Annotated in this window: 18 protein-coding genes and 1 pseudogene; 15 read left to right on the top strand and 4 right to left on the bottom strand. The window is 73.4% G+C overall.

What is annotated here, in order from left to right; genetic code table 11:
• Window positions 1-52: 52 nt before the first annotated feature.
• A complete protein-coding gene (locus tag CP967_RS11875; protein ID WP_229888169.1) occupies window positions 53-1,408 on the bottom strand; it encodes a type III PLP-dependent enzyme domain-containing protein in 1,356 nt (451 codons plus the stop codon).
• Between the two features lie 185 nt (window positions 1,409-1,593).
• On the opposite strand from CP967_RS11875, the gene CP967_RS11870 reads away from it, so the two are divergent.
• The 4 genes from CP967_RS11870 to CP967_RS11855 all read left to right on the top strand — a co-directional run bounded on the left by CP967_RS11870 (window position 1,594) and on the right by CP967_RS11855 (window position 5,520).
• Window positions 1,594-2,655: a sugar kinase gene (locus CP967_RS11870; RefSeq protein ID WP_229888170.1), complete on the top strand. Its 1,062-nt coding sequence runs from the start codon at window positions 1,594-1,596 to the stop codon at window positions 2,653-2,655.
• Window positions 2,652-3,410 (top strand): IclR family transcriptional regulator, encoded by a 759-nt coding sequence (locus CP967_RS11865; protein ID WP_150487955.1) that lies wholly within the window; start codon window positions 2,652-2,654, stop codon window positions 3,408-3,410. Before CP967_RS11870 ends, CP967_RS11865 begins: the two co-directional genes overlap by 4 nt.
• Window positions 3,411-3,416: 6 nt before the next feature.
• Entirely contained in the window at window positions 3,417-3,827 is a 411-nt protein-coding gene (locus CP967_RS11860; protein ID WP_150487954.1) for a RidA family protein, read from the top strand.
• A gap of 223 nt (window positions 3,828-4,050) precedes the next feature.
• The gene (locus tag CP967_RS11855; RefSeq protein WP_150487953.1) at window positions 4,051-5,520 is read left to right on the top strand and encodes a GntP family permease; all 1,470 of its coding nucleotides are present in this window, start codon (window positions 4,051-4,053) and stop codon (window positions 5,518-5,520) included.
• Between the two features lie 20 nt (window positions 5,521-5,540).
• Here CP967_RS11855 and CP967_RS35095 read toward each other — a convergent pair whose 3' ends face one another.
• Window positions 5,541-7,667 (bottom strand): serine/threonine-protein kinase, encoded by a 2,127-nt coding sequence (locus tag CP967_RS35095; protein WP_150487952.1) that lies wholly within the window; start codon window positions 7,665-7,667, stop codon window positions 5,541-5,543.
• Between the two features lie 173 nt (window positions 7,668-7,840).
• On the opposite strand from CP967_RS35095, the gene CP967_RS11845 reads away from it, so the two are divergent.
• The 5 genes from CP967_RS11845 to CP967_RS11825 all read left to right on the top strand — a co-directional run bounded on the left by CP967_RS11845 (window position 7,841) and on the right by CP967_RS11825 (window position 16,092).
• Entirely contained in the window at window positions 7,841-9,220 is a 1,380-nt protein-coding gene (locus CP967_RS11845; protein ID WP_150487951.1) for an Nramp family divalent metal transporter, read from the top strand.
• Window positions 9,221-9,361: 141 nt separating this feature from the next.
• The gene (locus CP967_RS11840) at window positions 9,362-10,465 is read left to right on the top strand and encodes a macro domain-containing protein (RefSeq protein ID WP_150487950.1); all 1,104 of its coding nucleotides are present in this window, start codon (window positions 9,362-9,364) and stop codon (window positions 10,463-10,465) included.
• 47 nt (window positions 10,466-10,512) lie between these two features.
• Window positions 10,513-11,214 carry a hypothetical protein gene (locus CP967_RS11835; RefSeq protein WP_150487949.1) on the top strand — a complete coding sequence of 234 codons (702 nt, stop codon included), beginning with the start codon at window positions 10,513-10,515 and terminating at the stop codon, window positions 11,212-11,214.
• Between the two features lie 2 nt (window positions 11,215-11,216).
• A complete protein-coding gene (locus tag CP967_RS11830; RefSeq protein WP_229888171.1) occupies window positions 11,217-11,870 on the top strand; it encodes an RES family NAD+ phosphorylase in 654 nt (217 codons plus the stop codon).
• Between the two features lie 127 nt (window positions 11,871-11,997).
• A complete protein-coding gene (locus CP967_RS11825; protein ID WP_150487948.1) occupies window positions 11,998-16,092 on the top strand; it encodes a CHAT domain-containing protein in 4,095 nt (1,364 codons plus the stop codon).
• Between the two features lie 23 nt (window positions 16,093-16,115).
• Here CP967_RS11825 and CP967_RS11820 read toward each other — a convergent pair whose 3' ends face one another.
• Entirely contained in the window at window positions 16,116-18,050 is a 1,935-nt protein-coding gene (locus CP967_RS11820; RefSeq protein ID WP_150487947.1) for a caspase family protein, read from the bottom strand.
• Between the two features lie 229 nt (window positions 18,051-18,279).
• A complete protein-coding gene (locus tag CP967_RS11815; RefSeq protein WP_150487946.1) occupies window positions 18,280-20,013 on the bottom strand; it encodes a chitinase in 1,734 nt (577 codons plus the stop codon).
• Window positions 20,014-20,755: 742 nt separating this feature from the next.
• Here CP967_RS11815 and CP967_RS11810 point away from each other — a divergent pair.
• The 6 genes and pseudogenes from CP967_RS11810 to CP967_RS11785 all read left to right on the top strand — a co-directional run bounded on the left by CP967_RS11810 (window position 20,756) and on the right by CP967_RS11785 (window position 26,208).
• Entirely contained in the window at window positions 20,756-21,622 is an 867-nt protein-coding gene (locus CP967_RS11810; protein ID WP_190174958.1) for a hypothetical protein, read from the top strand.
• A gap of 80 nt (window positions 21,623-21,702) precedes the next feature.
• Window positions 21,703-22,407, top strand: a complete 705-nt coding sequence (gene cpaB / locus CP967_RS11805) for a Flp pilus assembly protein CpaB (protein ID WP_150487945.1) — start codon at window positions 21,703-21,705, stop codon at window positions 22,405-22,407.
• A 7-nt stretch (window positions 22,408-22,414) separates the two neighbouring features.
• Window positions 22,415-23,659: a CpaE/TadZ family protein gene (locus CP967_RS11800; protein WP_150487944.1), complete on the top strand. Its 1,245-nt coding sequence runs from the start codon at window positions 22,415-22,417 to the stop codon at window positions 23,657-23,659.
• A gap of 51 nt (window positions 23,660-23,710) precedes the next feature.
• Window positions 23,711-24,178, top strand: a complete 468-nt coding sequence (locus CP967_RS11795; RefSeq protein WP_150487943.1) for a TadE family protein — start codon at window positions 23,711-23,713, stop codon at window positions 24,176-24,178.
• Between the two features lie 252 nt (window positions 24,179-24,430).
• Window positions 24,431-24,805: a TadE/TadG family type IV pilus assembly protein gene (locus tag CP967_RS34570; RefSeq protein WP_229888172.1), complete on the top strand. Its 375-nt coding sequence runs from the start codon at window positions 24,431-24,433 to the stop codon at window positions 24,803-24,805.
• A gap of 65 nt (window positions 24,806-24,870) precedes the next feature.
• A pseudogene (locus CP967_RS11785) lies at window positions 24,871-26,208 on the top strand (TadA family conjugal transfer-associated ATPase).
• Window positions 26,209-26,214 lie beyond the last annotated feature (6 nt).

The raw sequence follows: 26,214 nt of genomic DNA, 5'->3' as shown, positions 1-26,214 counted from the left end.
GTGCCGCCTTTCGGGGAAGGGCGGGCCGCCCCCGGGAGCGGCCCGGCCGGGATCAGAAGAAGGTGCGGACGTAGCCGGTGACGGTGCCGTCCGCCTCCACCAGGGGGATCAGCTGCCACTTGTCGAAGGAGGTGCAGGGGTGGGAGAGGCCCATGCCGACCCAGTCGCCCACCTCCAGTTCCGCGTCCGCGTCGGTGCTGAGCCAGCCGTGCTGGTCGGAGAGCCCGGTGACGGTGACACCGGTGGCGGGGCGCAGGGAGCCGTCGCGTGCGCTGCGGACCACCTGGGCCTCGGGGAGGTCGAGGTCGTACGCCGCGTCGCGTTTGCCCGCGTTGACGAACGCCTGCTCCGGGGAGGGCCGGGACACGACCTGCGCCCACAGCCGGAAGGCGGGCCGCAGCGCGCCCTCCTCGGGCACCCGGTTGAAGGGGGTGAGATGGCGGTAGTGGCCGTCGTCGTGGCTGACGTACGCGCCGGAGCGCAGCAGGGGGAGGACCGGGCGGCTCAGGGCCGGGAGAGAGGCGAAGACGTCGGCGACGGCGTCGAACCAGGCGCTGCCGCCCGCGCTGAGCAGGATCTCCTCGCCGTCCCGCAGCTCCCCGAACCGGCCGGCCGCGTCGAAGGCGGCGGCCAGCGCGACGAGTTCGCGCAGCCACGCGCGCACCCGCTCCCCGGTGGCGTCCGGCACCTCGCCCTCGTACCCGGCGACCCCCACCAGGCGCAGGGTGGACACGGCGGCCACCGCGTCCGCGACGGCCGCGCAGCCGGCCTCCGTACGGGCGCCGGTGCGCGCCCCCGGGCCCGCGCCGAGCTCCACCACCACGTCGAGGGGGCGGACGGCGCCCGCCGCGCGCAGCGCCCGGTCCATCAGCTCCACCCCGCGCACGGAGTCCACGTAGCAGACGAAGGTGAAGTCCGGGTCGGCGTCCAGTTCGCCGGCCAGCCAGCGCAGCGCGACCGGGTCGACGACCTCGTTGGCCAGGAAGATCCGGCTGATGCCGTACGCCCGGTAGACCCGTGCCTGGTGTGGGACGGCGGCCGTGATGCCCCAGGCGCCGTGCTCCAGCTGGCGGGCGAACAGCTGGGGCGACATCGACGTCTTGCCGTGCGGGGCGAACGCCAGGCCGTGGCGCTTCGTGTAGCCCTCCAGAAGGGCCAGGTTCGCCTCGACGGACTCGGCGGACAGCGCCAGCACGGGGGTGGTGAACCCGCCGGTGAAGAGGTTCCGGCGCTCGGCGGCCAGGGCGCCGACGGTCAGGCCCTCCGCGTCGGGCGGCAGCGCCTTGAAGCGGTGGTCCACGCGCTCCCCGGCGAGCGACTCCGGGGAAAGCGCCGCGGACGCCCGCCGCTCCCCGGACCGTGCGGCGGATCGCCCGGCCGGCTGCTCTGCTGACTGCTCGGCGGCCAAGGGGGCCTCCTCGGGAGAGTTCGGAGAAGTGGGGGCCGGCCGGCGGTCCGGACGGCCCGAGGACGAAAGCTGTTGCATCATACGCAACGAGCATTGCGTATATCGCTCCATGCTGTCTAACATCCGACCCGATGCCGGGTCAATGGTCCGTACCGGCACCCCCGGCCGACCACGAGGAGCCCAGCGTGCCCGGATCCGCAGCCAGGACACCCACCGCGGACACGGACGTCGTCTGCCTCGGCGAGTCCATGGTGACGTTCCTGCCGTCCCGCCCCGGCCGCCTCGCCGACGTACCCGCCTTCACCCGGGGCATCGGCGGCGCCGAGTCCAACGTCGCCTGCGCGCTGGCGGCCGCCGGACACCGGGTGAAATGGGTCAGCCGGGTCGGCTCCGACGGCTTCGGCGACCACCTCCTCGACGCCGTCGCCGCCTACGGGGTGGACACCACCGACGTACGCCGCGACCCCGTGCGCCCCACCGGCGTCTACTTCCGTACGGCGACGGACCGGGCCACCGACGTCCACGAGGTGGCCTACTACCGCGCCGGGTCCGCCGCCTCCGCCATGTCCCCGCACACCGTCCCCCCCGACGGCCTCCCCGGCTGCCGGATCCTGCACCTGTCCGGCATCACCGCGGCCCTCTCCGACGACTGCCTGGACCTCCTCCGCGCGCTGACCGCCCCCCGCGCCGGCCGCCCCCTGGTCTCCTTCGACGTCAACCACCGGCCCGGCCTGTGGCGGGGCAGGCCCGGGGGCCCGGAGGTGCTGCTGGAGCTCGCCCGCCGCTGCGACCTGGTCTTCGTCGGCGAGGACGAGGCCGCCGAGGCATGGGACGTGCACGGCGCGGACGCCGTCCGGGCCGCCCTGCCCGGCCCCCCGGTCCTCGTCGTCAAACAGGGCGCCGACGGCGCGACCGTGTACGCCCGCGGCGAGGACGGCACCGCCGACACGGTCACCACCGTGCCCGGCCTGGCGGTGGACGTCGTCGCACCCGTCGGGGCCGGGGACGCCTTCGCCGCCGGATTCCTCTCCGCCACCCTGCGCGGCCTGCCCGTACGCGAGAGGGCCCGGCACGGCCACCTGATGGCCGCCGCCGTCCTCACCGTCCCCGGCGACCTCACCGCACCCCCCGGCCGCGCCCACGCCGACCGCCTCGCGGCCCTCGACGACACCGCCTGGGGCACACTTCGTCTCGGCCCCGGCTGGACAGCCGCCGCAGGGGCGAACGAGGAGGTACGAGTCACATGAGCCAGACCGTCGACCGCGCGCTGAGCATCCTGCCGCTGCTCGCCCGGGGCCCCGCCGACCTCGGCCAGGTCGCCGAGCGGCTCGGCGTCCACAAGTCCACGGCACTGCGCCTGCTGCGCACCCTCCACGAGCACGGCCTCGTCCACCGGCAGCAGGACCAGCGCTACCGCCTCGGCGCCCGGCTCTTCTCCCTCGCCCAGGAAGCCGTCGAGAACCTCGACGTACGCGAGATCGCCCACCCCCACCTCGTCGCGCTCAACGAGCAGTGCGGGCACACCGTCCACCTCGCGGTGCACGAGGAGAACGAGGTCCTCTACATCGACAAGGTGGAGAGCCGCTACCCGGTACGGATGTACTCGCGGATCGGCAAACCCGTCGCGATCACCGTCGCCGCCGTCGCCAAACTACTCCTCGCCGACCTGCCCGAACCGGAGCGGCGCCTGATCGCCGAACGGCTCGACTACCCCATGTACACAGCCCGTTCGACCCCGGACGCCGGGGCGTTCCTCAGGGAACTCGCCGTCGTACGCGAACAGGGCTGGGCCACCGACCTCGGCGGCCACGAGGAATCCATCAACTGCGTCGGCGCCCCCGTCCGGGGCGCCGACGGGCGGGTCGTCGCCGCCATGTCGGTCTCCGCGCCGAACGTGGTCGTCACCGCCGAGGAACTCCTCACCCTCCTCCCGCTGGTGCGCCGCACCGCCGACGCCGTCAGCCGGGAGTACTCCGGCACCAACCCCACCGAGAAAGCCTGAACCCCCATGACCGAGAAGACCGCGCTCACCCCCAGCACCCACACCGCCCCGCCCGCGAAGTTCTCGCACGGCGTGAAGAAGGGCAACATCCTCCAGGTCGCCGGCCAGGTCGGCTTCCTGCCCGCCGTGGAGGGCCAGGCCCCCACCCCGGCCGGCCCCACCCTGCGCGAGCAGACCCTGCAGACCTTCGCCAACGTCAAGGCGATCCTCCAGGAGGGCGGCGCGAGCTGGGACGACGTCATGATGATGCGCGTCTACCTCACGGACGTCGACCACTTCGCCGAGATGAACGCGATCTACAACGAGTACTTCGAGCAGCAGGGCCTCACCGCCCCCGCCGCCGCCCGTACGACCGTGTACGTCGGCCTGCCCAAGGGCCTCCTCATCGAGATCGACGCACTCGCCGTCCTCGGCTGACCCGGGACACCGCCGGCCGGCCCCGCCCGGCCCGGCTCCCGTCCGGTCCCCGCCCGGCCCCCGGCCCGTCCGCGCCCCCGTCCCGGGCGCCTGACGCCGGACACCGGGCGCTCCCGTAGAACCCCCGCGCCCGGCACGGCGCTCCCGCTTCCCCGCACCGGAGCGCCGTGCCGCGGTCCTCCCTGCCCGAAGGGCGCCCCCCCACCCACGGAGTTGACCGACCATGACCCTCGCCACCGCCGCCGAGGGGGCACCACCGCACACAGGTGGCCTGCTTCTGCTGATCGACGGGACCGCCGGCCTGCTGACCGTCGCCGCCCTCGGTATCGCCCTCCTGCTCCTGCTGATCATCAAGGTCAGACTGCAGCCGTTCGTCGCCCTGCTCGCGGTGTCCATAGCCGTCGGCCTCGGCGCCGGGCTCTCCGTCACCGAACTCTTCGGCACCGTCCAGAAGTCCGCGGCGGTCTCCGTCATCGAGTCCGGCATGGGCGGGATCCTCGGCCACGTCGCCATCATCATCGGGCTCGGCACGATGCTCGGCGCGATCCTGGAGGTGTCCGGCGGCGCCGAGGTCCTGAGCACCCGGCTGCTCAGTCTCTTCGGCGAGAAGCGGGCCCCGCTCGCCATGGGCCTCACCGGCCTGATCTTCGGCATCCCGGTCTTCTTCGACGTCGGCATCTTCGTCCTCGCGCCGATCGTCTACGCGGCCGCCAAGCGCTCCGGGAAGTCCGTCCTCCTGTACGCCATGCCGCTGCTGGCCGGCCTCTCGATGACACACGCGTTCCTGCCGCCGCACCCCGGCCCCGTCGCCGCCGCGGGCCTCTTCGACGTCTCCCTGGGCTGGGTCATCCTGATGGGCGCCCTCGTCGGCATCCCCTCGGTCCTCGCCGCCTGGGCGTACGCCGCCTGGATCGGCAAGCGCCTCTTCGTCGGCGTACCGCAGGACATGGTCGAGGCGGCCGCCGAGTCCAGGGCCGCGGTCGTCGCCGAGCAGCGGGCCGCCGGTGCGGCCCCGCACGAGCAGCCCGTCGCCCTGGGCACCGTGCTGGCGATCATCGGGACGCCGCTGGTGCTGATCCTCGCCGCGACGTTCTCCTCGATCGCACTGCCCCCCTCCTCCCTCCGCTCCGTCGTCGAGTTCTTCGGCAACCCGTTCGTCGCCCTGAGCATCGCCCTGCTCCTGGCCTACTACCTGCTGGGCATCCGCCGCGGCTGGTCCCGCAAGTCGCTCGAAGCCGTCTCCACGTCCTCGCTCAAGCCGGTCGGCAACATCCTGCTGGTCGTCGGCGCGGGCGGGGTCTTCGGCGCCGTGCTCAAGGGCAGCGGCATCGCGGACGCGCTCGCGGACACCTTCAACGACGTGGGCCTGCCGGTCATCCTGCTCGCCTGGCTGATCTCCGTCGTGCTGCGTGTCGCACAGGGCTCGGCGACGGTCGCGATCGTCACCACCGCCGGCATCGTCGTCCCCCTGGTCGAGGGCCAGGACATGTCGCAGGGGCACCTCGCCCTGATCATCATGGCGATCTCGGCGGGCTCCATCTTCGCCTCGCACGTCAACGACGGCGGATTCTGGATGGTCTCCAAGTACTTCGGCATCTCCGAACGCGACACGCTGAAGTCCTGGACGGTCCTGGAGACGGTGCTCTCGGTCGCGGGCTTCGTCGTCGCGGCGGCCCTGAGCCTGGTCGTCTGACGGGCCGGCGCAGCCGCACGTCACACCTGCCGGAGGCAGATCACCGCCTCGCCGTCGTCCACCTCGTAGTACCAGTAGTAGTTCCGGTCCGACCCGTTCTGCGCACAGAAGCCCGCCGGGTAGGAGGACTGCGAACGGTAGCGGGCGGTGATCTGCAGTATGGCGTTGTACCCCTCGGGCACGGTGTCCTTCGTGCAGCTCCAGACCGTCAGCGGACGGGAGTCGGTGATCTCCCGCCCCGTCCGCTCGGCCACGAAGCACTGGCCCGTCCGGAACTGGCGCACCACGCACAGGGTGGTCGAGTACGCCGCCCGGGACCCGCTGTGGTACCACCACGACGCACCCACGTCGTCCGGACACTTCGAACCGGCCGCCCCGCGGTGCGCCGAGGTCACCCGGAGATAGGCGTCGGCGGCATCGCAGCCGGTCTTCCGCGGGACATCGGTGGACCAGTTGCCGTAGCCGTCGTCGTACGCGGTCAGGCAGTCGCCGCCGGACACGCCGAGGAACGCGGCGTCCGCGGCGCCCGGCGTCGGCTCCGGCGGGGCGCCACCGCCCGTGCCGCTCCCGGTGCCCGTGCCGCTCAGGCCGGTACCGGAGACCGATCCGCCCGAGGACCCCGGACCGGAGCCGCCGCTCCCGGAGTCCTCGGCGCTGTTCATCCAGTACAGGATCAGGACGACCACCAGGGGGACGAACAGCCAGGACCAGTTCGACGGCTTCCTCCGCGGGGGAGCGGGCGGGGACGGGTCCGGCAGAGGCGCGGAACGCGCCCGCCCGGGCGGGCCGGCCGGGCCCGGGGAAGACGGCTGCCGCGGGGCCGGGGCCGGGGCCGGGTCCGGTGCGGAGGGCTGGGGCGGCTGCGCGGAACCCGACGCACGGGCCCGCGCCACGGCGGCCAGCCGCGCCCGCTCCTCACGCTCCCGCCGCTCCCGGTGCGCCCGGTCCCTGCGGGCGCGTTCCGCCCGCTCCCGGCGCTCCCGCTCCGCCCGGTCCTTCCGCTCCCGCTTCTCCCGCTGCTCCCCTTCCCGCTTCTCCCGCTCCAGGCGTTCGCGCTCCTCCCGCTCCCGCTGTCCGCGTTCCTCCCGCTCCCGCTGTCCGCGTTCCTCCCGCTCCCGGCGCGCCTGCTCCTCCGGCAGGACCCGGGTCGGCGGCTGGGGCGGGCCCTGCGGAGGGAGTACGTCGGTGGGCCGGCCGTCCGCCCCGTCACCGGGGTCCGCCGCGCCGATCACACCGCCGCGCGCCAGCCGCTCCCCCTGCCGCTCGTACGCGGTGATCAGCGACGTCCAGCGCTGCGGCAGCCAGCGGCCGCCGTCCTGCGATGCGGGCAGCCCGGCCAGCGACTCCCGGAAGCGGGCCAGCAGTTCGGCCGGACGGGGGCGGTTGCCCGGTTCGACCTCCAGGCACGGGCGGATCAGCGAGACGAGTTCCTTGGGCAGCCCGTCCAGATGCAGCTCCCCCCGCTGCACCCGGGCCAGCAGCACCAGCGTGTCGCCGTCCGCGCGGTAGGGGGGCCTGCCCAGCGCCAGATGGAAGAGGGTCGCCCCGAGCGAGTAGACGTCCGACGCGGCCGTGGACCGCTCACCGCGGGCCTGCTCGGGCGAGGTGAAGGCGATGGTTCCGAGGGTGAGACTCGTGCGGGTGATGTCGTTCGCGTGCGAGATACCGAAGTCGATCACCCGGGGCCCGGCCAGCGGCAGCAGGATGTTCTGCGGCTTCACATCGCGGTGGACGACGCCCTGCTCGTGCAGGGTGACCAGCGCCTGAGAGGTGCCGGCCGCCAGCCACCGCACCGCGGACGCGGGCAGCACCCCCGCGGTGCGCACCAGTTGGGACAGGGAGGGCGCGGCTATGTAGTCGATGGCCATCCACGGGCGGTCCGCCTTGCTGTCCGCGTCCCGGACCCGGGCCGTGAAGTCGCTGTCCACCCGCTGGGCGAGCGTCACCTCCCGCTCGAACCGCCGCCGGTCCACCTGGCTCACGACGCCTTCCGCGAGCAGTGTCTTCACCGCGGCCAGCCGGCCGTCCGCACCCCGCGCCAGATAGATGCGCCCCATCCCCCCGGAGGCCAGCCGGCCCAGTAACCGGTACGGACCGAGCGCTTCCGGGTCCCCGCCGTCCAGCGGGTCCACCTGTGCTCCGGTCATGCCCTTCCCCCTGTTTCCCCCAGCACGGCACCGAGCCCGTCCAGCGTCCCACCGGCGGCCCCGGTCCGGCCAGTGCCTCACGCGGTCCCGCACCGGCCCCGCGCGCCTCCGCCACACGAACGATGCGACGCGCCCCCTTGTGTGGCAGCTCACATTACGCTTCGTTGATCCGCATGGCGGAGACAAGCGGAACCACAGGAGCGGGCCCGGGGCCGGGAGAGGCGCCGGGGGCCCCGGCCACGCCGTCCGGTGCGAAGGCACCCGGACCCGACACCCCTTCACGCAGGTCCAGTTGGCGCTACATCGGCCCCGGCATCGTCGTCGCGGCGACCGGCGTGGGCGCCGGGGACCTGGTCGCGACACTCATCGCCGGGAGCAAGTTCGGCTACACCCTCATGTGGGCGGCCGTCATCGGCTGCCTCGTCAAGATCTCCCTCGCCGAGGCGGTGGGCCGCTGGCACCTCGCCACCGGCCGCACCCTCTTCGACGGCTGGCGCACCCTCGGCAACTGGACCACCGGCTACTTCGCGGTGTACGTCGTCATCTGGGGCTTCGTGTACGGCGCGACGGCCATGTCCTCCAGCGCCCTGCCCATCGTCGCGCTGTTCCCCGACGGGCCCGGCCTGAAGACCTGGGCGATCGTCACCGGCCTGGCCGGCCTGGTCTTCGTCTGGTTCAACCAGTACGCCGTCTTCGAGAAGGTCATGACGGTCCTGGTCGGGGTGATGTTCGTCGTCGTGGTCTACGTCGCGATCCGGGTGGCACCCGACATCGGCGCGTCCTTCGCCGGCCTGCTGCCCGTGCTCCCGGACGGTTCACTGGTCTACACGCTCGGACTGATCGGCGGCGTCGGCGGCACCATCACCATGGCGGCGTACGGCTACTGGGTCAACGCCAAGGGCTGGTCGGACACCTCCTGGATGAAGGTGATGCGGCTGGACAACCGGGTCGCCTACGCCACCACCGGCATCTTCGTCGTCGCGATGCTCGTCGTGGGCGCCGAACTGCTGCACTCCTCGCAGATCGCCCTGGCCACCGGCGACCGGGGGCTGATCGACCTCGGCCAGGTGCTGGAGGACCGGTTCGGACAGGGCACCGCGAAGCTCTTCCTGGTGGGCTTCTTCGCCACCTCGTTCTCGTCGCTGATCGGCGTCTGGCACGGGGTCAGCCTGATGTTCGCCGACTTCGTCGACCGGATCCGGTCCGCCCGCCGCGCCGGCCCGGACGGCCCCGCCGCCGACACGCCCCGGGCAGGCGTCGAGAGGATCAGCCGGCAGGAGCGGTCCGTGCCGTTCCGGGTGTACCTGCTCTGGCTGACCTTCCCGCCGATGACCCTGCTCTGGCTGGACGAGCCCTTCGGCCTCGTCATCGGCTACGGCGTCCTCGGCGCCTTCTTCATGCCCTTCCTCGCCCTGACCCTGCTCTGGCTGCTCAACTCCTCCCGTACGCCCGCGCAGTGGCGCAACGGATGGCTCAGCAACGGCATGCTCGGCCTCGCGGGGCTGCTGTTCCTGGTGCTCTGCGTCAAGCAGGTGATCGACCTGCCCTGGTGACGGCGCCCGCCGGCGGGGCACGGAGGGCGCCCCGCCGGCGACCGACCCGGAAACGCCCCGGTTCCGGCCCGCGCCTCGTGTCCAATGGGAAGCGGACGAACGGCTTGTGGCCCGGGGAAAGCCGGTGACATGGTTGGCGGCATGACGCACCCCCTTCACCTGCCGGACCACGGGGCGGTACTCGCGGAGGTGCGGATGATACGGCGGTCCGGTGTCGTGGGGCTGCGGGCGCTGCCCACTCCCGAACTCTCCCGCATCGCGGACCCGGCGGGTCCCGGTGCGGCCGGGAGCGGCCCCGCCGCCGTCGAGCGGCTGCTGCGCACCGCCGTCGCCCGCCTCGGCGGCGGCACTCTGCGCAACGCCGCCGAATACAGCCTCGGCCTCGCCGACGGAACGCGGGACTGGCCCGCCGCGGACCGGCGGCGGCGCGCCGCACAGGTCTACGGGGTCAGCGTCGAACGGTTCCGCAAGCACCACGAGCTGATGGTGCTGGGACAGGTGGCGGAACAGATCCTCCTCGTCGCCGTACCCGCCGGGGAAGGGCCGGCGGAGGACCCGGCGCCCCCCGGACTCGCCGCCGCGCACCGGAAGCTGAGCCCGCTGGTGCACGGCCGGCGGGCCGGTGTCACGGTCCACGTCCACTCGGTGGACCTGCTGCGTGACATCGACGTCGTGGTCTCCCCGTCCAACGTCTACTTCGCCCTGCCCGCCCCCTACAAGTCATCGGTGGCCGCCACCCTGAGACGGGCGGGAGCACGCAAGGACCCCACCGGGGCACTGGTCGAGGACCACCTCCACGACGAGTTGCGGGAGTGGGCCCTGCGCAACGGGATGCCGGGCAGGGCGGCCGTGCCCGGGACCGTCGCCGCGACCTCGGCCGGCGTACTCGGCAGCCAGGGCATACGCCGCGTCTACCACGCGGCGACAGCGGTCCCGCACCCCGGCAGCAACGACTACGACGTCCTGCCCGTGGACGTCACACGTGCCGTGGCGGCCGTCTTCGCCCTCCTCGCACGGGAATCCGCCGCGTACGACCCGCCGCTCCGCTCCCTCTGCCTGCCGCTCCTCGGCGCGGGGCGCGGCGGCCTCCCGCCGCTGGAGAGCTTCGGCGCGATGTGGGCGGCGGTCGAGGCCGAACTGGCCCGCGGGGCCTCCTGGGACATCCACTTCGTGGTCCGGCGGCACGCCCGCGCCGACCTCATCGGGCGGCTTCTCGCCGGCCCGCCCGAGAACCGGCGACCGTGACCGGAAGCAGGCCGTGACCAGAGGCAGACCGTGACCAGGGGGCGACCGTGAATCCGTACGCCGTACTCGCCGCAGCCGCCGCCCGGTGGGAGCGGATCGCCGGCCTGCTCGGTCCCGTGCCGCTGGAACGGCTGGCCGGACTGCTCCGCGAGGCCCGCCGGGACGGTGGACCCGCCGCCACGGGGGACCGGGCCGAAGAGACCGGGGAGCGGCGTCACGCGGCCGCGCTCGACGCCGCGGAACTGCTCGCCGCCGGACTGCCCGGCCTCTTCGGCCCGGACCCGCAGGGCCGCTTCACCCCGGCCGTCCCGCGTCCGGGAGAGGGCGCCTGGTCCGCGATCCACCAGGGCTACTCGGCCGACGACCTGGCCGTGCTGCTGCTGGACGGCCACCGCATGGTGGGCCCGCTGCTCGGCCCGGTACGGCGACGGCTGCTGGCCGCCCCGGCCATGGACCCCGACACCCTGCGACGGGCGGGCACCGACCCGGACACACCCGTACTGATCCGGCTGACCGGGGCCGGCGGTGCCGTACGGCTGCCCAGCTTCCAGTTCACCGCGGCCGCCCGGCCCCAGCCCATCGTGACGGGCGTCAACGCGGTACTGGCGGCCGACCGCGACCCGTGGGGCGCCGCGGACTGGTGGCTCTCCGCCAACGCCTGGCTCGGCGGCCGCCCCGAGGCGCTCGTCGGCACCGCGGACGAGGCGCGGCTGCTCGACACCGCCAGATTCTTGATGGAGCAGGAGTAGCCGTGCCGAACTACCGTCCCCCCGAGGGGATGCGGGGGACACCCGCCAAGGCCGGACTGCCGGCCGGGACCCTGCTCCACCGGGTACACGCCGCACACCGGTCACCGGTGGACTTCAACCCCGTCCCGGCGCACTGCCTGTACGGGGGCGGCAGGTTCGACGCCACCCCCTGCGACGGATACGGCTACCTCTACGCGGGTCTCGGAGCCGAGGCCGCCGTCTGCGAGGCGCTGCTGCGCCAGCTCCCCTTCGACCCGGCGGGCGGCCCGCGGCTCCTGCCGCGCACCGCGGTCGAGGGGCGCTCGCTCTCCGTACTCCGGCTGAGAACCGGCATCAGCCTCGTCTCCCTGATGACGGCGGGCGATCTGGCCGCCGTCCACCAGGACACCTGGCTCGTCCACGCGGAGGCACAGGAGTACGCCTACACCCGCGACTGGGCGCACTGGATACGGCGCCACACCGACCCGTGGGCGCAGGGAATGGTCTGGTCCTCGAAGCGGGAACCCGGCGACCGCGCGGTGGTGCTCTTCGGCGACCGCTGCCCGCCGGGCGCACTGGGGCCGGCGGCCGAGAGCACGCTGGAACTCGGCACTCCGGACGGCGTGGAGTGGCTCAACGGGGTGCTGCAGCCCTACCGCGTCCAGCTGGCCCCGTAACAGCACCGGACAGAAGGAGAGTCCGGAGCTCCGGGAGCTCCGGGAGGAAGGGGCGCCCGGAGCTCCGGGGACCGGCCCCCGCCGGCCCCGCGGGGCGGGCACCGAGCCGAGCACAGGGAGGCAACACGTGTACGAGGAGACCGGCCCGTCCCTCGCGTCCGTCGCCGAGGACGCCTACCGGACGTACTGCGAAACCGGCGGACCCGGCGCCCTGGGGACGGCGGCCGCCGCCTTCGAGGAGATGTTCGCCGACCCCGGCACGGGCCCCGACTGGGCCGTGTGGCACATCATGTTCGGGCACGTGCGCGGCTTCCAGTACGACGCGGCGCCCTCGGCCCGGCTGCTGCGGCAGGCGCAGTACCTGCTGGACGAGGGCCTGCGCGGACTGGCGGCGGACCCGGAGGACGACGGTGCACAGGACGGCACCCGCACCCTCGCCCATGTGCTGTCGGCCAACGTCGCGAAGTTCCGCTTCCTGGAGAGCGAGGGCGAGGACACCGGCAGACGGCTGCCGTTGCTGGACGGGGCCGTGCTGCGGCACACCGAAGCGATGGCCTGGTTCTCGGGCCGGGCGGGCCGGCCGGACGCGGATCCGGGCACCCTGGCCGAACTCCACGAGGCCCAGGGCTACCTGTACTTCCAGCGCAGCCTGCTGACCGGCGACGCCGAGGCCGCGCACACGGCGGCCACCCACTACGGGGCGGTGCTGCAGGCCGCCCCGCCCGCGAGCGATCTCCCCTTCGTCCGGCACTCCATGGGCATGGCGCTGCTCGTGAGGGCGCGCACCAGCGGGGACCGCGGCCTGTGGGAGGAGGCGGGTGAGGCGTTCGAGGAGGCGCTCGCCCAGGCGGACGCCGCAGGCACGGGCGAGCAGCCCTGGACCCGGGACGCCGAGATCCGGCTCGCCTACGTCCACGCGGCGGTCTGGTCCACGTGGAAGACCCCGGAGCGTGGTGAAGCCGCCGACCGGCTGATCGGCCGGCTGCTGGCCGAACCGGGGGCGGAGGACCGGCTCGACCCCGTCTTCCTCGACGCGTTCGCCCGTGTCGTCTACGAATGGGGCGGCCGCCGCTTTGACGGCGAGGCCCAGGACCGGGCCGTCGCCATGCTGCGCCGAGCGGTCCGGCTCTGGCAGCCGGAACGGGACGGGCCGCTCCTGCGGACCCTCCTGCTGATGGCCGGCTATCAGCAGATGCGGTACTACGCCGACCAGGACCCGCAGCGGGCCAGGGAGGCCGGCCGGCTGGCGGGGCTGGCCCTGGCCGAGGAACAGCAGCAGCCCGAACTGACGGACGGGGCACTGATGGTGCAGGGCTGGGCCAGGACCGTACTGGAGGAGCGGGGACTGCTGGGGCCCGACGACCAGTCACTTCCGGCGCCGGACCCGACGGCCGTCCGGCGGATGTGGGACACCATGGTCGCGAACGTCGAGACCGGCCGGCTCTTCCCGGACCAGGGAGGCACGGACCCCGAGCTGCCCGGAACACTCTCCAGCACCGTCGCCAGGAGCCGCCGGGACGCCGACTTCGCCCTGATGTACGCGCGCTGGAACCGGCTGGAGGAGGGCAGCCGTGAGCGCGCGGAGTACGCGGCGTTCCTGCTGACCATGACGGTCCTGGCCGATCTCCAGGCGGAGACCGCCACCGAGGAGCAACGGGACGCCCTGCTGGACGCCATGCTGCGGACGGACCAGGACGACCCGGCCTGGCAGCGGCGTGCCCACGGCCTGGCGGGCTGGGTGCTGATGCAGTACGAGAAGCGGGGCAGGGGTCCGGGCATGGACCGGGTGATGGACCTCCTGGACCGGGCCGCCTCCGACGATCCGGACGCGGGCCACGACTACGGCCTGGACCTGATGGCCCTGGTCGCCCGCATGCACCGCGCGCAGACGGAGGGGGGAGCCGACGAACTCGACGCCATGCGCGCCATCCACGAGCGGCTGCGCGACGACAGCTCCGTACCCGCCTACATGCTGCTGCTGACGGAGGCGCAGCAGCTCTTCATGGAGGCGAGTGCCGCCACCCGGCGGGGGGACCTCGCGATGGTGGACCGGTGCGTGCACCGGGTGGCCGCCATCCACGCGGAACTGGGCGCGGACGACCCGGCGAGGATCCAGCTGTGGACGGGGCTGGCCGCCGCGCACGCGGGACGGGAAGGGCTGGCCGGGCGGCTCGGACTTCCGCCGCTCCGGCTGGCCGGAGCCCCGGACGTCGCCGAACTGCGCCGCGCGGCACAGCCGTTGCCCCGCGGATACCGTGCCTGGGTGCTGGGCGCCAACGGGGGCTCCCGGCTCGCCATGGCCGCGCTGAACGAGGACGCCGACGCGCTGGCCGGGGCGGTGGAGCTGATCGGCGAAGCAGCCCGGCTGGCGGACCCCGGGAGTGAGGACCACCTCAGGTACACCGGAATGCTGGGCAGCGGCCATCTGGCCCTGGCCTGCGTGCCCGGCGCCCCCGGCACGCGCGCCGGGCACCTGGACCGGGCCGTCACCCTGCTGGAACAGGCCGTGCACCTCTGCGGGGGCCCCGAGCACCCGCTGTACGCGACGTCCGCGCTGCCTCTCGCCCGCGCCCGCCGCGAGCGGGCCGCCCTCGCGCCCCGGAACGCCGCCGGCGACCTGCGAGCGTCCCTCCGCGCCGGCCTGGACGGCCTGCGCGGATACGCCTGGTCCGCGCTTCTCCAGTCGGGTACGGAACACGCGGCACAGGCCGTGGCGCAGGCGACCGAGGAGGCGCTCGAGGTCGCCGCCTGGGCCCTGCGGGACGGTGATCCTCCCGCGGCCGTCCAGGCCCTGGAGGCATGCCGGGGCCTCACCCTGCACGCCGCCGTCACCTCCGCCACGCTCCCGCAGCGGCTGGCCCGGGCCGGACTCGGCTCCCTCGCCGACGAGTGGCGGACGGCTCTGGCCGACGCGGCCCCGGCCGGACTGTTCAGCGGGGGCGGCGGTGAGGGGACCGTGCCCAGCGCGCTGCGACGGCGTGTGCTCACCGCGCTGCGCGCGCGGACGGACACCCCCCAGGACCACCTCCTCGACCCGCCGGACGTCGCCGCCGTCGCCGGGGCGCTCCGCTCCCTGGACCGGGACGCACTGGTCTACCTCGTGCCGGAGTCGGACGACGGCGGCGGTGCGGCCGTCGTCGTCACCGCCGGGGGCGAGGTGCGCGCCCTGCCGCTTTTGGCACTCAGCGAACGGGCGGACCCCCTGCGGGAGTACGACCCGGCCCCCGGCGCCGGCCGGGACCTCGGGCCGGTCCCGCGGCCCGGGCCGCCGGGGACCGGCCCCGGCCTGCGCGTCGCGCTGGACCGGCTGTGCGGCTGGGCGTGGTACGCGGCGATGGGTCCGCTGCTGGCGTCCTTCGCCGCTCCCGGCCGCCCGCGCCGCGTCCCCCGGCTGGTCCTCGTCCCGATGGGGCGCCTCGGGCTGGTCCCCTGGCACGCCGCGTACCGGGCGGGCGCCCACGGCCGCCGGTACGCGCTGCAGGACGCCGACCTCTCCTACACGGCCTCCGCGCGGCTGCTCTGCGAGGTGGCCGCCCGGCCCGCCGTCCCACGGCCCGCGGGGGCCCTGGTCGTGGGCGACCCGACCGGTGACCTGCGGTACGCCGGCCAGGAGGCGGACGTCGTGCAGCGGACGTACTACCCCGGGGGCCGGTTCCTCGGGCGGCGCGGCGAGGGGAGGGCGGACGGTGCCGGCACACCGGCCGAGGTGCTCGCCTGGCTCCGGGGCGACACGAGCGCCGACGGGGTGCTGCACCTGGCCTGCCATGCCTCGGTCGTGGAGAACGCCCGGCACACGGCGGGGCTGGCCCTGCACGGGGGCGTGCTGTACGCGGAGGAGCTCGCCGAGGCGGTGCGCGGCGCGGAGCACGACGGCCCGGCGCTCGTGGTGCTGGCCGCCTGCCGCAGCCATGTGTCGGGACACGGGCACAACGAGGCGTTCACCCTGGCCACGGCGTTCCTGGTGGCCGGCGCCCGCTCCGTCCTCGGTTCGCTGTGGCCGGTGCCCGACGAGGCGACCTCCGTGCTGATGCTCCTGGCCCACCACTACCTGCGCCGCGAACAGGAGACCCCCGCCGGGGCGCTGCGGCGGGCCCAGCTGTGGATGCTGCGCGGGCAGCGGGACCTCCCCGAGGGGTTCCCCCCGGGGCAGGCCGCCCTGGCCGCCCGGGTGGACCCGGCCGACCTGAGCGCCTGGGCGGGCTTCCTCCACCTCGGCCGGTAGACCGGGCCGGGGCCGCCGCCCGGTCAGGTCTCCGGTACGACGGTGCGCAGCGCGAGCGTACGCGTCGTCCACCGGCCGTACGGGTGCCCGGCGGGGCTGCCGAGGTCCCTGGCGGACGTCTTCGGCGGGGGAGGCGAGAAGCGGAGGACGCCGTCGTCGCGGGACGGGGACTGCGCCCGGGTGCCGAAGGGGCCGGCGGTCCACGCCGGCAGGTGGAACGGCACGGTGGAGAGCTCCTGTTCGGCGACGACCAGCTTCAGCCAGTCCCTCGCCTCCGCCCCCGGGACCGGCGGGCGGCCCTGGGGCAGGGAGAACTGCACAGGCTGCCCGTCCAGGGCGTACCCGGTGCGGCCGGGGGCGATGAAGTGGCCCGGGTAGAGCGTCGAACGGCTCGCGTATCCGTCGGTCAGGTCGAGCAGCATGCACCAGAGGGGCCGGTCGGCCGAGCGGTTGTGCAGGCGTACGGAGAGGAGCGGCGGACGCGGTCCGTCCGCCCCCGGGCCGTAGGCGCAGACGATCTCACCGCTGCCGTCCGGTGCGAGCGGCCGTCCGTCCCCGTCGCCCCACGGGACGATCTCGACCCGTACCAGCCCGTCGAGCGGCGACGGGGGCGACGGCAGGTCCCGCAGCCGGTGCCAGCGCGTCAGATGGGTCAGGCAGTCCGCGGCCCGCCGCGCGTCCTCGGGCGCGGCCAGGGGCAGCGGGGCCACGAAAGGGGTGCCGTCGCGGCGCAGGACGTGGACGGACGGCCCGTGCACCTCCAGGCGGAAGTGCAGGTCGCCCGCCTGCCGGACATCGGACACCCGCCGCAGGAGCGGGGAGGGGCCCGCGTTCGGGCCGGCCGTCGCCAGCGCCCGGTCCAGGGCCTTTACGAGCCCGGCCTCCGCGCCGGCACGGGGAAGCACCGCGAACGTGGCGGCGGGCAGGCCCAGCGCGCTGAGTGCCACGGGGAGGGCCCGGTCCGGACCGGGTTCCCAGCCGAGCGGTTCGACCAGGCAGCGGTCCGTCAGAACGGTACGGACGGCGACGCTCCGGCCGGCCTCCTCGGTACCCACCACGGTGAACTCCGTGGCCGTGGGCCCCGCGGCCGGCTCCCCCTCGGGCAGTCCATGACCCGCCCCGCAGTCCACCTCCCAGCCCTCGGCGCCGTGGCGGAGCAGATGGTCACCGGCCGTGAGCCGGCCCGTGCCGTTCCCGAGGAAGGCGGTGTCCGCGGTGCCGCCCGGCCCGGCCGGAAGGAGGACCGGCTGCTGGTGACCGCCCGAACACCGCACCCGGGCGTCGGCGGCGGACATCACCTCCCGATAGGTGGTGTCCGGACCCGCGGCCCGCGCCGCGTCGAGGACCGCGCGGGTGAACACCCCCTGCCGCAGGCCCCCGAAGTGGGTCTCGTACGCCCGCTGGTCGAGCCGGCAGGCGGCCAGGAGCAGGACGCTCCCCGCCGCCGGGCCCCCGGGGGCCGCCTCGCGGGGCGGGGCGGACGGCCACGGGCCGGGCGCGTACCTCGCGGTGAACGCCGGGTCGCGCGTCGCGCCTCCGGAGAAGCAGCAGTCGAGCACGGCCACCACCCGCGCCCCGCGGGCGGCCACCTCGTCGAGCAGCACCCGGAGCCGTTTGTCGGGCAGCGGGCCGTCCGCGCAGAGCAGGGCCTGGTTGCGGCCGGTCGCCTCGATCAGCAGATCGGCGCCGTGGGCCCACGTCTGGGTGCCGTGCCCGGAGAACCAGAACAGCGCGGTGTCACCGGGGCCCGACGCACCCAGCCGCTCCCGGATGCCTCCCTCCACCGCCGCCGCGGTCGCCTCCCGGTCCAGCAGGACGTGGACGGCGGGCGCGGTCCCGGCCCGGCCGTCGAGCAGCGCCCGCACACCGGTGATGTCGTTGACACAGCCGCTCAGCGGAGGCGCGACGCCCGGTGCGTAGTCGTTGATCCCCACCAGCAGTGCACGGATCGAAGCCATGACCGGGATTCTTCCAGCTCCCGCACGGCCGGTGGCCGCCCGGCCGGGCGCGGGCCGGGCCGGTTCGGGGCGTTGTCCGGTCGCCGGGCACAGGGCGCGGAGCCGGCGGAGAGCCGGTATCACCGGCGGCCGGACCCGCACCCGCCGGGAAAGCCGACAGCGCCGCCGGGGGAGCGGCGGCGCTGCGGGTCATCGGGGCGGGAAGGGGGCGGGGCGGAGGATCACCGGGTCAGGACAGGCCGTGGACGTGCGGGCCGACCGCGTTCGACCAGGCGTTGCCCGCCGTGGCGTCCCAGTTGGTCGACCAGGTCATCGCACCGCGGATGTCCGGGTACGTCCTGGACGGCTTGAAGGAACCGCAGTTGGTGCCCTTGGCCAGGCAGTCCAGGGCGGCGTTCACGACGGACGGGGCGACGTAGCCGCTGCCCGCGCCACGGGTGGAGGCGGGGACACCGAGGCCGACCTGGGACGGGGCGAGGCCGCCCTCCAGCTGGATGCAGGCCAGTGCGGTGAGGAAGTCCACCGAACCCTGCGAGTAGACCTTGCCGTCGCAGCCCAGCATCGAACCGCTGTTGTAGTACTGCATGTTGACGACGGTCAGGATGTCCTTGATGTTGAGCGCCGTCTTGAAGTACTCATTGGACGTCGACTGCATGTCGATGGTCTGCGGCGCCATCGTGATGACGAGGCCGGGGCCCGCCTTCGAGGACAGCGAGCGCAGCGCCTTCGTCATGTAGGTGGAGTTCAGGCCGTTCTCCAGGTCGATGTCGACCCCGTTGAAGCCGTACTCCTGGATCAGGGCGTACAGGGAGTTCGCGAACGCGGTGGCGGAGGCGTCGTTGTTGACCGAGACGGTCCCCTTCTCACCGCCGACGGAGATGATGACGTTCTTCCCCGCGGCCTGCTTGGCCTTGATGTCCGCCTTGAACTGCGCGACGGTGTAGCCGTTCAGCCCCGCCGAGTCCAGGTTGAAGGTGACGGCGCCCGGAGTGGTGGTGGCGTCCGCGAAGGAGACGGCGATGATGTCGTAGTTCGCGGGCACGTCGCTGAGCTTCTGGACGGCCGCGCCGTTGTTGAAGTTCTGCCAGTAGCCGGTCACCGCGTGCTTGGGCACGGAGGTCACCGGGCCGCCGCCGCCGTCCTGCTTGGCCGTACGCCCGCTGACCGTGGCCGACTTGACCGACTCGCCGGCCGCGTTGGTGGCCGTCACCGAGAACTGGTACGCCGTGTCGGCGTCCAGCCCCGAGACCGTCGCGGAGGTGCCGGTGGTGGTGGCCGCCTTGGCGCCGTCGCGGTAGACGGTGTAGCCGGTGGCGCCGGAGACCGTGTTCCAGGACAGGTTCACGGAGGAGGTCGTCGTGGTACCGACGGTCAGGCCCGCGGGAGCCCCGGGGATCGTCGGGCCGGGCTCCTCCGTACCGCCGCCGCCGTCCGGGCCGATGACCTCGACGTCGTCCACGTGGTAGGCCGCCTGGCCGTACCAGCCGTGGGTGTAGACGGTGACCGAGGTGGTGGAGGGGCCGGTGGTGAAGCTGGTCTTCAGCTGCGTCCAGCCGGTGCTGCCCGGCGTCCAGGTGGAGACGTCCGTCGTACCGGTGCCGCTCGCTCCGAGGTAGGCGTAACCGCCCTGCACCCAGGACTTCAGCGTGTAGGTGGACCCCGGCTTCACCGCCACGGTCTGGGAGCACTTGGCGTTGTCCTGGCCGGCGGGGGTGGCCTTGAGGGCGGAGGTACCGCCGTGCACCGGGGAGGTGACGGTGGTCCCGGTGCCGCCGGAACAGGTCCAGTTGGCCAGGCCCGACTCGAAGCCGGCGTTCTTGGCGACGTTGATGTCGGCCGCGGAAGCGGTGGTGACCAGCCCGGTGAGGGTGAGGGCACCGGCCGCCGCGACGGCGACGGCCCCGCCGAGGACGGGACGGGAGCGGCGGCTCCTGCGTCTGCTGCTGCCTGCGAAGCGATCCACTTGCGGCCTCCGGTGGGGGAGTTGGGGATGCGGGCGGGAACGGTGGCCACCGTTGGCGCATAAACTGGTCCAGACCAATCAAGTTGTCAAGACCTCTGGCGGAGCCGATGTGTGCCGACGGGCGACTGCGGAGGGGGCGCGGGGGTGCCCGGCGGGGCGCCCGGTGGGGCGGACGGCGGGGCGAACGGCGGGGTGGACGGCTGGGCGGACGGTGAGCGGGGGGCGCCTGTCGGCGGCCCCGTCCGCGCCCCTGGCCGTGCCCCGGTCCGCGCCCCTGCCCGTGTTCTCTTCCGTTCCCGTGGGCGGCCCCTGTCCGTGTTCTCGCCCGTGTCTCCTTCCGGGTGGTCTCCCGGTCCGTACCGGGGCGGGGGCTTTTCCCGGAAGGACCCGCCCCCGGCGTCGCGGTGGTGACGGAACGCGTATCCGGGCGGCACTCCGGTAAAAGGCCGCTCTCCGTCCTGACGTGCGGAAATGAATTCACCCGCGCTTCGGTTCCCGGTGCGGAAGGTAACCCTCCGCAGTGGTCCGGAAGTTAACCAATTTTGGTTTCGTCCCTTTTCGCACGCGGACGTTCCGAACACGCGTGCACAGTGTTGTCGTACCGGGTCACGATTGCTGTTCTCTGCCCGGTATGACGTGGCTAAAGTGCTGGGAAGAAGCACGGAGCAGCAGCGATTGCGGCCCGCGCCATCATGGCAACGGCCGGAGCCGAACGGGGAAGAGCGTGCCGACCGCGATAGCAGTGACGAGTGCTGATCTGGTGCTGCCGCCGACCGACCAGCAGACCCCGACGGCAGCACTGTTGCAGTCCCCCGAAGCCCAGGGCCTCGAACAGGCCGTCGGCGACATGCACCTCCTGCTGGAACAGCACGGCCATGTCGTCGCGGTCTACCCCTCCGGCATCGGCCCCGCGCACGAGCGCAGGATGCACACCGTCAGGTCGATGCTGGAATCGGACCGGATCGCCCTGCTCAAGGTGGACCTGCCTCCGCTCGGCGTGGCCGTACTGGTGCGCCAGCTGAGGCAGTTGTCCATCTGCGACTTCTCCCCCGGCGTGGTGGCGTCCGCCGCCCGCCTGCTCGCCCACTACATCCACGCCGGCGCCCAGCTCAACTCGGTGGCCCGGCTCGACCGGGTCCCCGTGAGCCTCAGGACGCACGCCAAGTCCTGGGTGCCCGGCTCCCAGTTCGCCGTACTCGCCGCCCCGAAGCCCCAGCTGGTCAAGCTGGGGCCCGCCACCGAGCCGCCGGCGGGCCCCTCCTTCGGTACCCATCTGGCCGTCGCCAAGGGGCAGCTGGCCTCCGACTGGGTCCAGCAGACCCTGGCCCCCGCCTGGCAGGTCCAGGCCATTACGGAGTGCCCGCTGCCTTCGGCGTCGCCGCGCTGGTGGGGGACCGGAAAGCTGGTGGAATTCGCCTCCTATCTGCCGGACATCTCGGTGATCTACCAACTCGTCTCGTCGGTACGGCGGGAGAGCTGCCACTGGTGCGGAATGGAGCTGATCGGCGACCGCTGCGGGTTCTGCTCCGCCCCGCTCGGACCGCCCGAGAACCGAATGCGGGCGACGGGTGTCCTCCCCCAGGGAACAGCCGAACCACCGGGCACCTGACGCCCGCCGAAGACCTCCGCCCTTCGCGTATCCCTCTGCCCGTTGCCCCCGCATCCGATTCGAACGAGGTTGTCCGGCTCATGAACTCCCGCCAGCGCCGCGGCGTGATACTCCTGCTCCTGTCGGTCCTCTGCGCGTTCGGTGCCTTCGCCGGCGTGCTGTCGGTGATCAGTGACGTCAACTCGAAGGTCGGCCCCGAGGTCGACGCCTACCGGCTCAAGAAGAACGTGGAGCCGTACACCGCGCTGAAGGCGGACCAGTTCGAGAAGGTCTCGATGCCCAAGCGCTGGCTGTCCGGGAACGCCGTCACCGACCTCGCGGAGATCGACGGGAAGATCGCGGTCACCCAGCTCCAGGAGGGCTCCCTGATGCAGTCGGACATGATGGTGAAGAGTCCCGAACTGCGTCCGGGCGAACAGGAGATCGCCATCATGATCGACGCGGCCACCGGTGTGGCCGGGAAGATCAACCCGGACGACAAGGTGAACATCTACGCCACCTTCGCCGGTGAACGGGAGGGCGATCCCGCCCAGTCCAAGGTCATCGTCTCCAACGCCAAGGTCCTGGACATCGGACGGCTCACCGCGCTGGAGCCGGCCGACGACGGCCGGAACCGGGCCACCGAGGTCGTCCCCATCACCTTCGCGCTCAACACCCTCGACACCCAGCGGGTCGCCTACGCGGAGTCCTTCGCCGAGCACGTACGGCTCGCGCTGATCGCCCCCGGCAGCGACGGCACCATCCGCCCGGGTGACCGGACCTACACGCTCGACAAGGACAAGTGAGGTCCGGATGACCACCAGGATCCTCCCGGCCGTCGGTGACCCGGACGCGGCCAGGTCCGTCACCACCCTGCTCAGCCAGCTCCCCGACGCGGAACCCGCGGCTCCGGTCGGTGACTCGACCCAGCTGGTCGACATGCTCGCCCGCCTCGCCGGCGAATCCGTCGACGAACTGCCCGAGGTCGTCCTGGTCCATGAGCGGATCGGCCCGGTCCCCGCCCTGGAACTGATCCGGGAGGTCTCCCTGCGCTTCCCCGCCGTCGGGGTCGTGCTGATCAGCATGGACGCGGGGCCGGGTCTCTTCGCCGCGGCCATGGACTCCGGCGCCCGCGGACTGGTCACCCTGCCGCTGGGCTACGAGGAGCTGGCCAACCGGGTGCAGGCCGCCGCCCAGTGGTCCGTCGGCGTGCGGCGCCACCTCGGCACGGGGGGAGACGTCTTCACCGGCCCCGGCGGCACCGTGGTCACCGTCACCGGCGCCAAGGGCGGGGTGGGCTCCACCGTCGTCGCCGTCCAGCTCGCCCTGGCCTCCCAGGCGTCGGGCCGGAGCGTGGCCCTGGTCGACCTCGACCTGCAGACCGGTGACATCGCCTCCTACCTCGACGTCCAGTTCCGGCGGTCCGTCGTGGACCTCGCCGCCATCTCCGACATCTCACCGCGGGTGCTGTCCGACGCCGTCTTCTCCCACTCCACCGGCATGGCCCTGCTCCTGGCACCCGGGGAGGGCGAACGCGGTGAGGAGGTCAGCGACCGTTCGGCCCGCCAGATCGTCAGCGCGCTCCGTTCCCGCTACGAGGTCGTGGTGATCGACTGCGGCAGCCAGATGCAGGGCGCCAACGCGGCGGCCGTCGAGATGGCGGACACCGCCCTGCTGGTCACCACCCCGGACGTGGTCTCCGTACGCGGTGCGAAACGGATCGTACGGCTGTGGGACCGGCTGCAGATCCGCAAGGCGGAGGAGACCGTCACCCTGGTCAACCGCTTCACCCGGAACACCGAGATCCAGCCGCCGCTCATCAGCAAGATCACCGGTACCCGGATGGCGGCCACCGCCGTGCCCGCCGGCTTCAAGGAGCTCCAGGGCGCCGTGGACGCCGGCCGGATGCACGAACTCGACGCGAAGAGCGCCGTCAAACAGGCGCTCTGGAGCCTGGCGGGCGAACTGGGCCTGGTGAAGGCCGCCGAGAGCAAGGAGAAGGGCTCGGGCAAGTACCGCAACGACCGGGGCTCGATCGGACGCACCCGCCGACGGTGACGAGGACCGCCACCGCACCCCGCGGAACCGACCAAGGAGGCACGTCGACCGATGAGCACCGTGGAGAAATTACCGGAGCACGCGCCCGGCGCAGGCCCGGAGCGGGCGCCGACCGGCACCGGCCCCGGGCGGGTGCGCGCGCTGATACCCGGCGGGCGTGAGGGCGAACGCGGCCAGACGGCGATCGAGTTCGTCGGGGTCTTCCCCCTGATCATCCTGGTGCTGGTCGCGCTCTGGCAGTGCGCCCTGATCGGCTACACCTACAGCCTGGCCGGGAACGCCGCCGACGAGGGCGCCCGGGCAGGCACCGGCGCCTCCTTCTGGCAGGCCCAGGCCTGCCGCCGGGCGGCCGAGGAGGACCTGCCGAGCGCCTGGGAGGGCGGGGCGAGCACCGAGTGCCGCTCCGAGTACGGCATGTACCGGGCCGTGGTCAGGCTGAAGGTCCCCGTCCTGGTCCCCGGTGTCCTGAACTTCCCGATGACCGTCGAGGGCACCGCCGCCTCGGTGAAGGAGGGCTGAGCGATGACCGCAGCACCGTCCGCCGCAGAGCGCGCTCCCGGCACGACGGGCCGTACGGGCGGGACCTGTACGGGCGGAGCCGGAGCTCCCCGTACCGGAAGTCCCCGTACCGGAAATGCCCGTACCGGAAGAACCCGTACCGGAAGGGCCCGTACCGGCGTAGTCCGCATCGGTGCGTCCCGTACCGGCGGGACCGGCCCCGGCACGACGGGCCGCACCGGCGCGCCCCGTACCGGCGGAGCCCGCACCGGCGTGCCCCGTACCGCGGGCGGGCGCCGCGACCGCGACCGCGGCCAGGTGGCCATCGAGTACCTGGGCTTCATCCCGCTCCTGCTCATCGTCGGCCTCTTCGCCGTACAGCTCGGTGTGGCCGCCTACACCGTGAACCAGGCCGGCACCGGCGCCCGGGCCGCGGCCCGGATGGCCAGCCACGACCTGCCCACCCTCCCGCCGCCCGCGGCCGGCCACGCCGCGATGAGCTCCTGGCTCGCCGACCAGTCGGTCTTCACCTCCTCCGGGGGATTCGACACCGTGACGTACACCGCGCGGGTCAGGATCCCCTCCGTGGTGCCCGGCATCGACGACTGGGGCTGGGCCGAGCGGAGTTCGACGATGCCCCGCGACTGACCCGACCCGAACCGACCAGGCGGGCCGCACCGAGCGCCGGCCCACCCGACCGAGGAGTTACGGCAATGAGCCTGCGGGCACGCATCACCGCCCCCGAGGAGCGGGGCGAAGGGCGGGAGGACGGCCACATGGTGGCCACCTACCGCGCGAAGCTGCTCCAGGAGATCGACCTCGCGGAGATGTCCTCGCTGGCCGCGGCCGACCGCAGAGCCCGGCTGGAGCGGGTGCTCGGCCACATCATCAGCCGTGAGGGGCCGGTCCTCTCGACCGCCGAACGCTCCCAGCTGATCCGCCGCGTCGTCGACGAGGCGCTCGGCCTCGGCATCCTGTAACCCCTGCTGGAGGACGCCTCGATCACCGAGATCATGGTCAACGGGCCCGACCAGATCTTCGTCGAGCGCGGCGGCAGGGTCGAACAGCTCCCGATGCGCTTCGGCTCGCACGAGCAGCTCATGCAGACCATCGAGCGCATCGTGTCGACCGTCAACCGCCGGGTGGACGAGTCCAACCCCATGGTCGACGCCCGCCTGCCCAGCGGCGAACGCGTCAACGTGATCATCCCGCCGCTCTCGCTGACCGGCGCGACCCTCACCATCCGGCGCTTCCCGCGCGCCTTCACCCTCCAGGAGATGATCTCCTTCGGCTCGCTCGACGAGCAGATGCTGGTCCTCCTGTCCGGCCTGGTGCAGGCGAAGCTCAACATCATCGTCTCCGGCGCCACCGGCACCGGGAAGACCACCCTGCTCAACGCGCTCTCCGGCCTGATCCCGGGCCACGAGCGCATCGTCACCATCGAGGACTCCGCGGAACTCCAGCTCCAGCAGAACCATGTGATCCGGCTGGAGTCCCGCCCGGCGAACGTCGAGGGCAAGGGCCGGGTCACCATCCGCGACCTGGTCCGCAACTCACTGCGTATGCGCCCCGACCGCATCGTCGTCGGGGAGGTCCGCGGCGGCGAGTCGCTCGACATGCTCCAGGCCATGTCCACCGGTCACGACGGTTCCCTCGCCACCGTCCACGCCAACAGCGCCGAGGACGCCCTGATGCGGCTCCAGACCCTGGCGTCGATGTCCGAGGTCGAGATCCCCTTCGAGGCCCTGCACGACCAGATCAACAGCGCGGTCGACGTCATCGTCCAGCTCACCCGCTTCGCCGACGGCGCCCGCAAGGTCAGCGAGATCGCCGTCCTCGACTCCCACGGCCGGGACAACTACCGCATCGTGACCGTCGCCCGGTTCAACGCCCGGCCCATGGCCCCCGACGGCCGGATCCCCGGGGAGTTCCAGTACCTCCCCCTTCCGCGCAGGACCGCCGACCGCCTCTACATGGCCAGCCAGCCCATCCCGCAGGCCTTCGGGGTCGCCGGGTCCGTCGAACAGCTCGCCGCACGAGAGGCCAAGTAGGTAACG

Source organism: Streptomyces nitrosporeus (assembly GCF_008704555.1).
In the GTDB taxonomy this organism is placed as follows: domain Bacteria; phylum Actinomycetota; class Actinomycetes; order Streptomycetales; family Streptomycetaceae; genus Streptomyces; species Streptomyces nitrosporeus.
The sequence above is the reverse complement of the archived record's forward strand: the minus strand, read 5'-3'. Positions and strand labels throughout refer to the sequence as shown.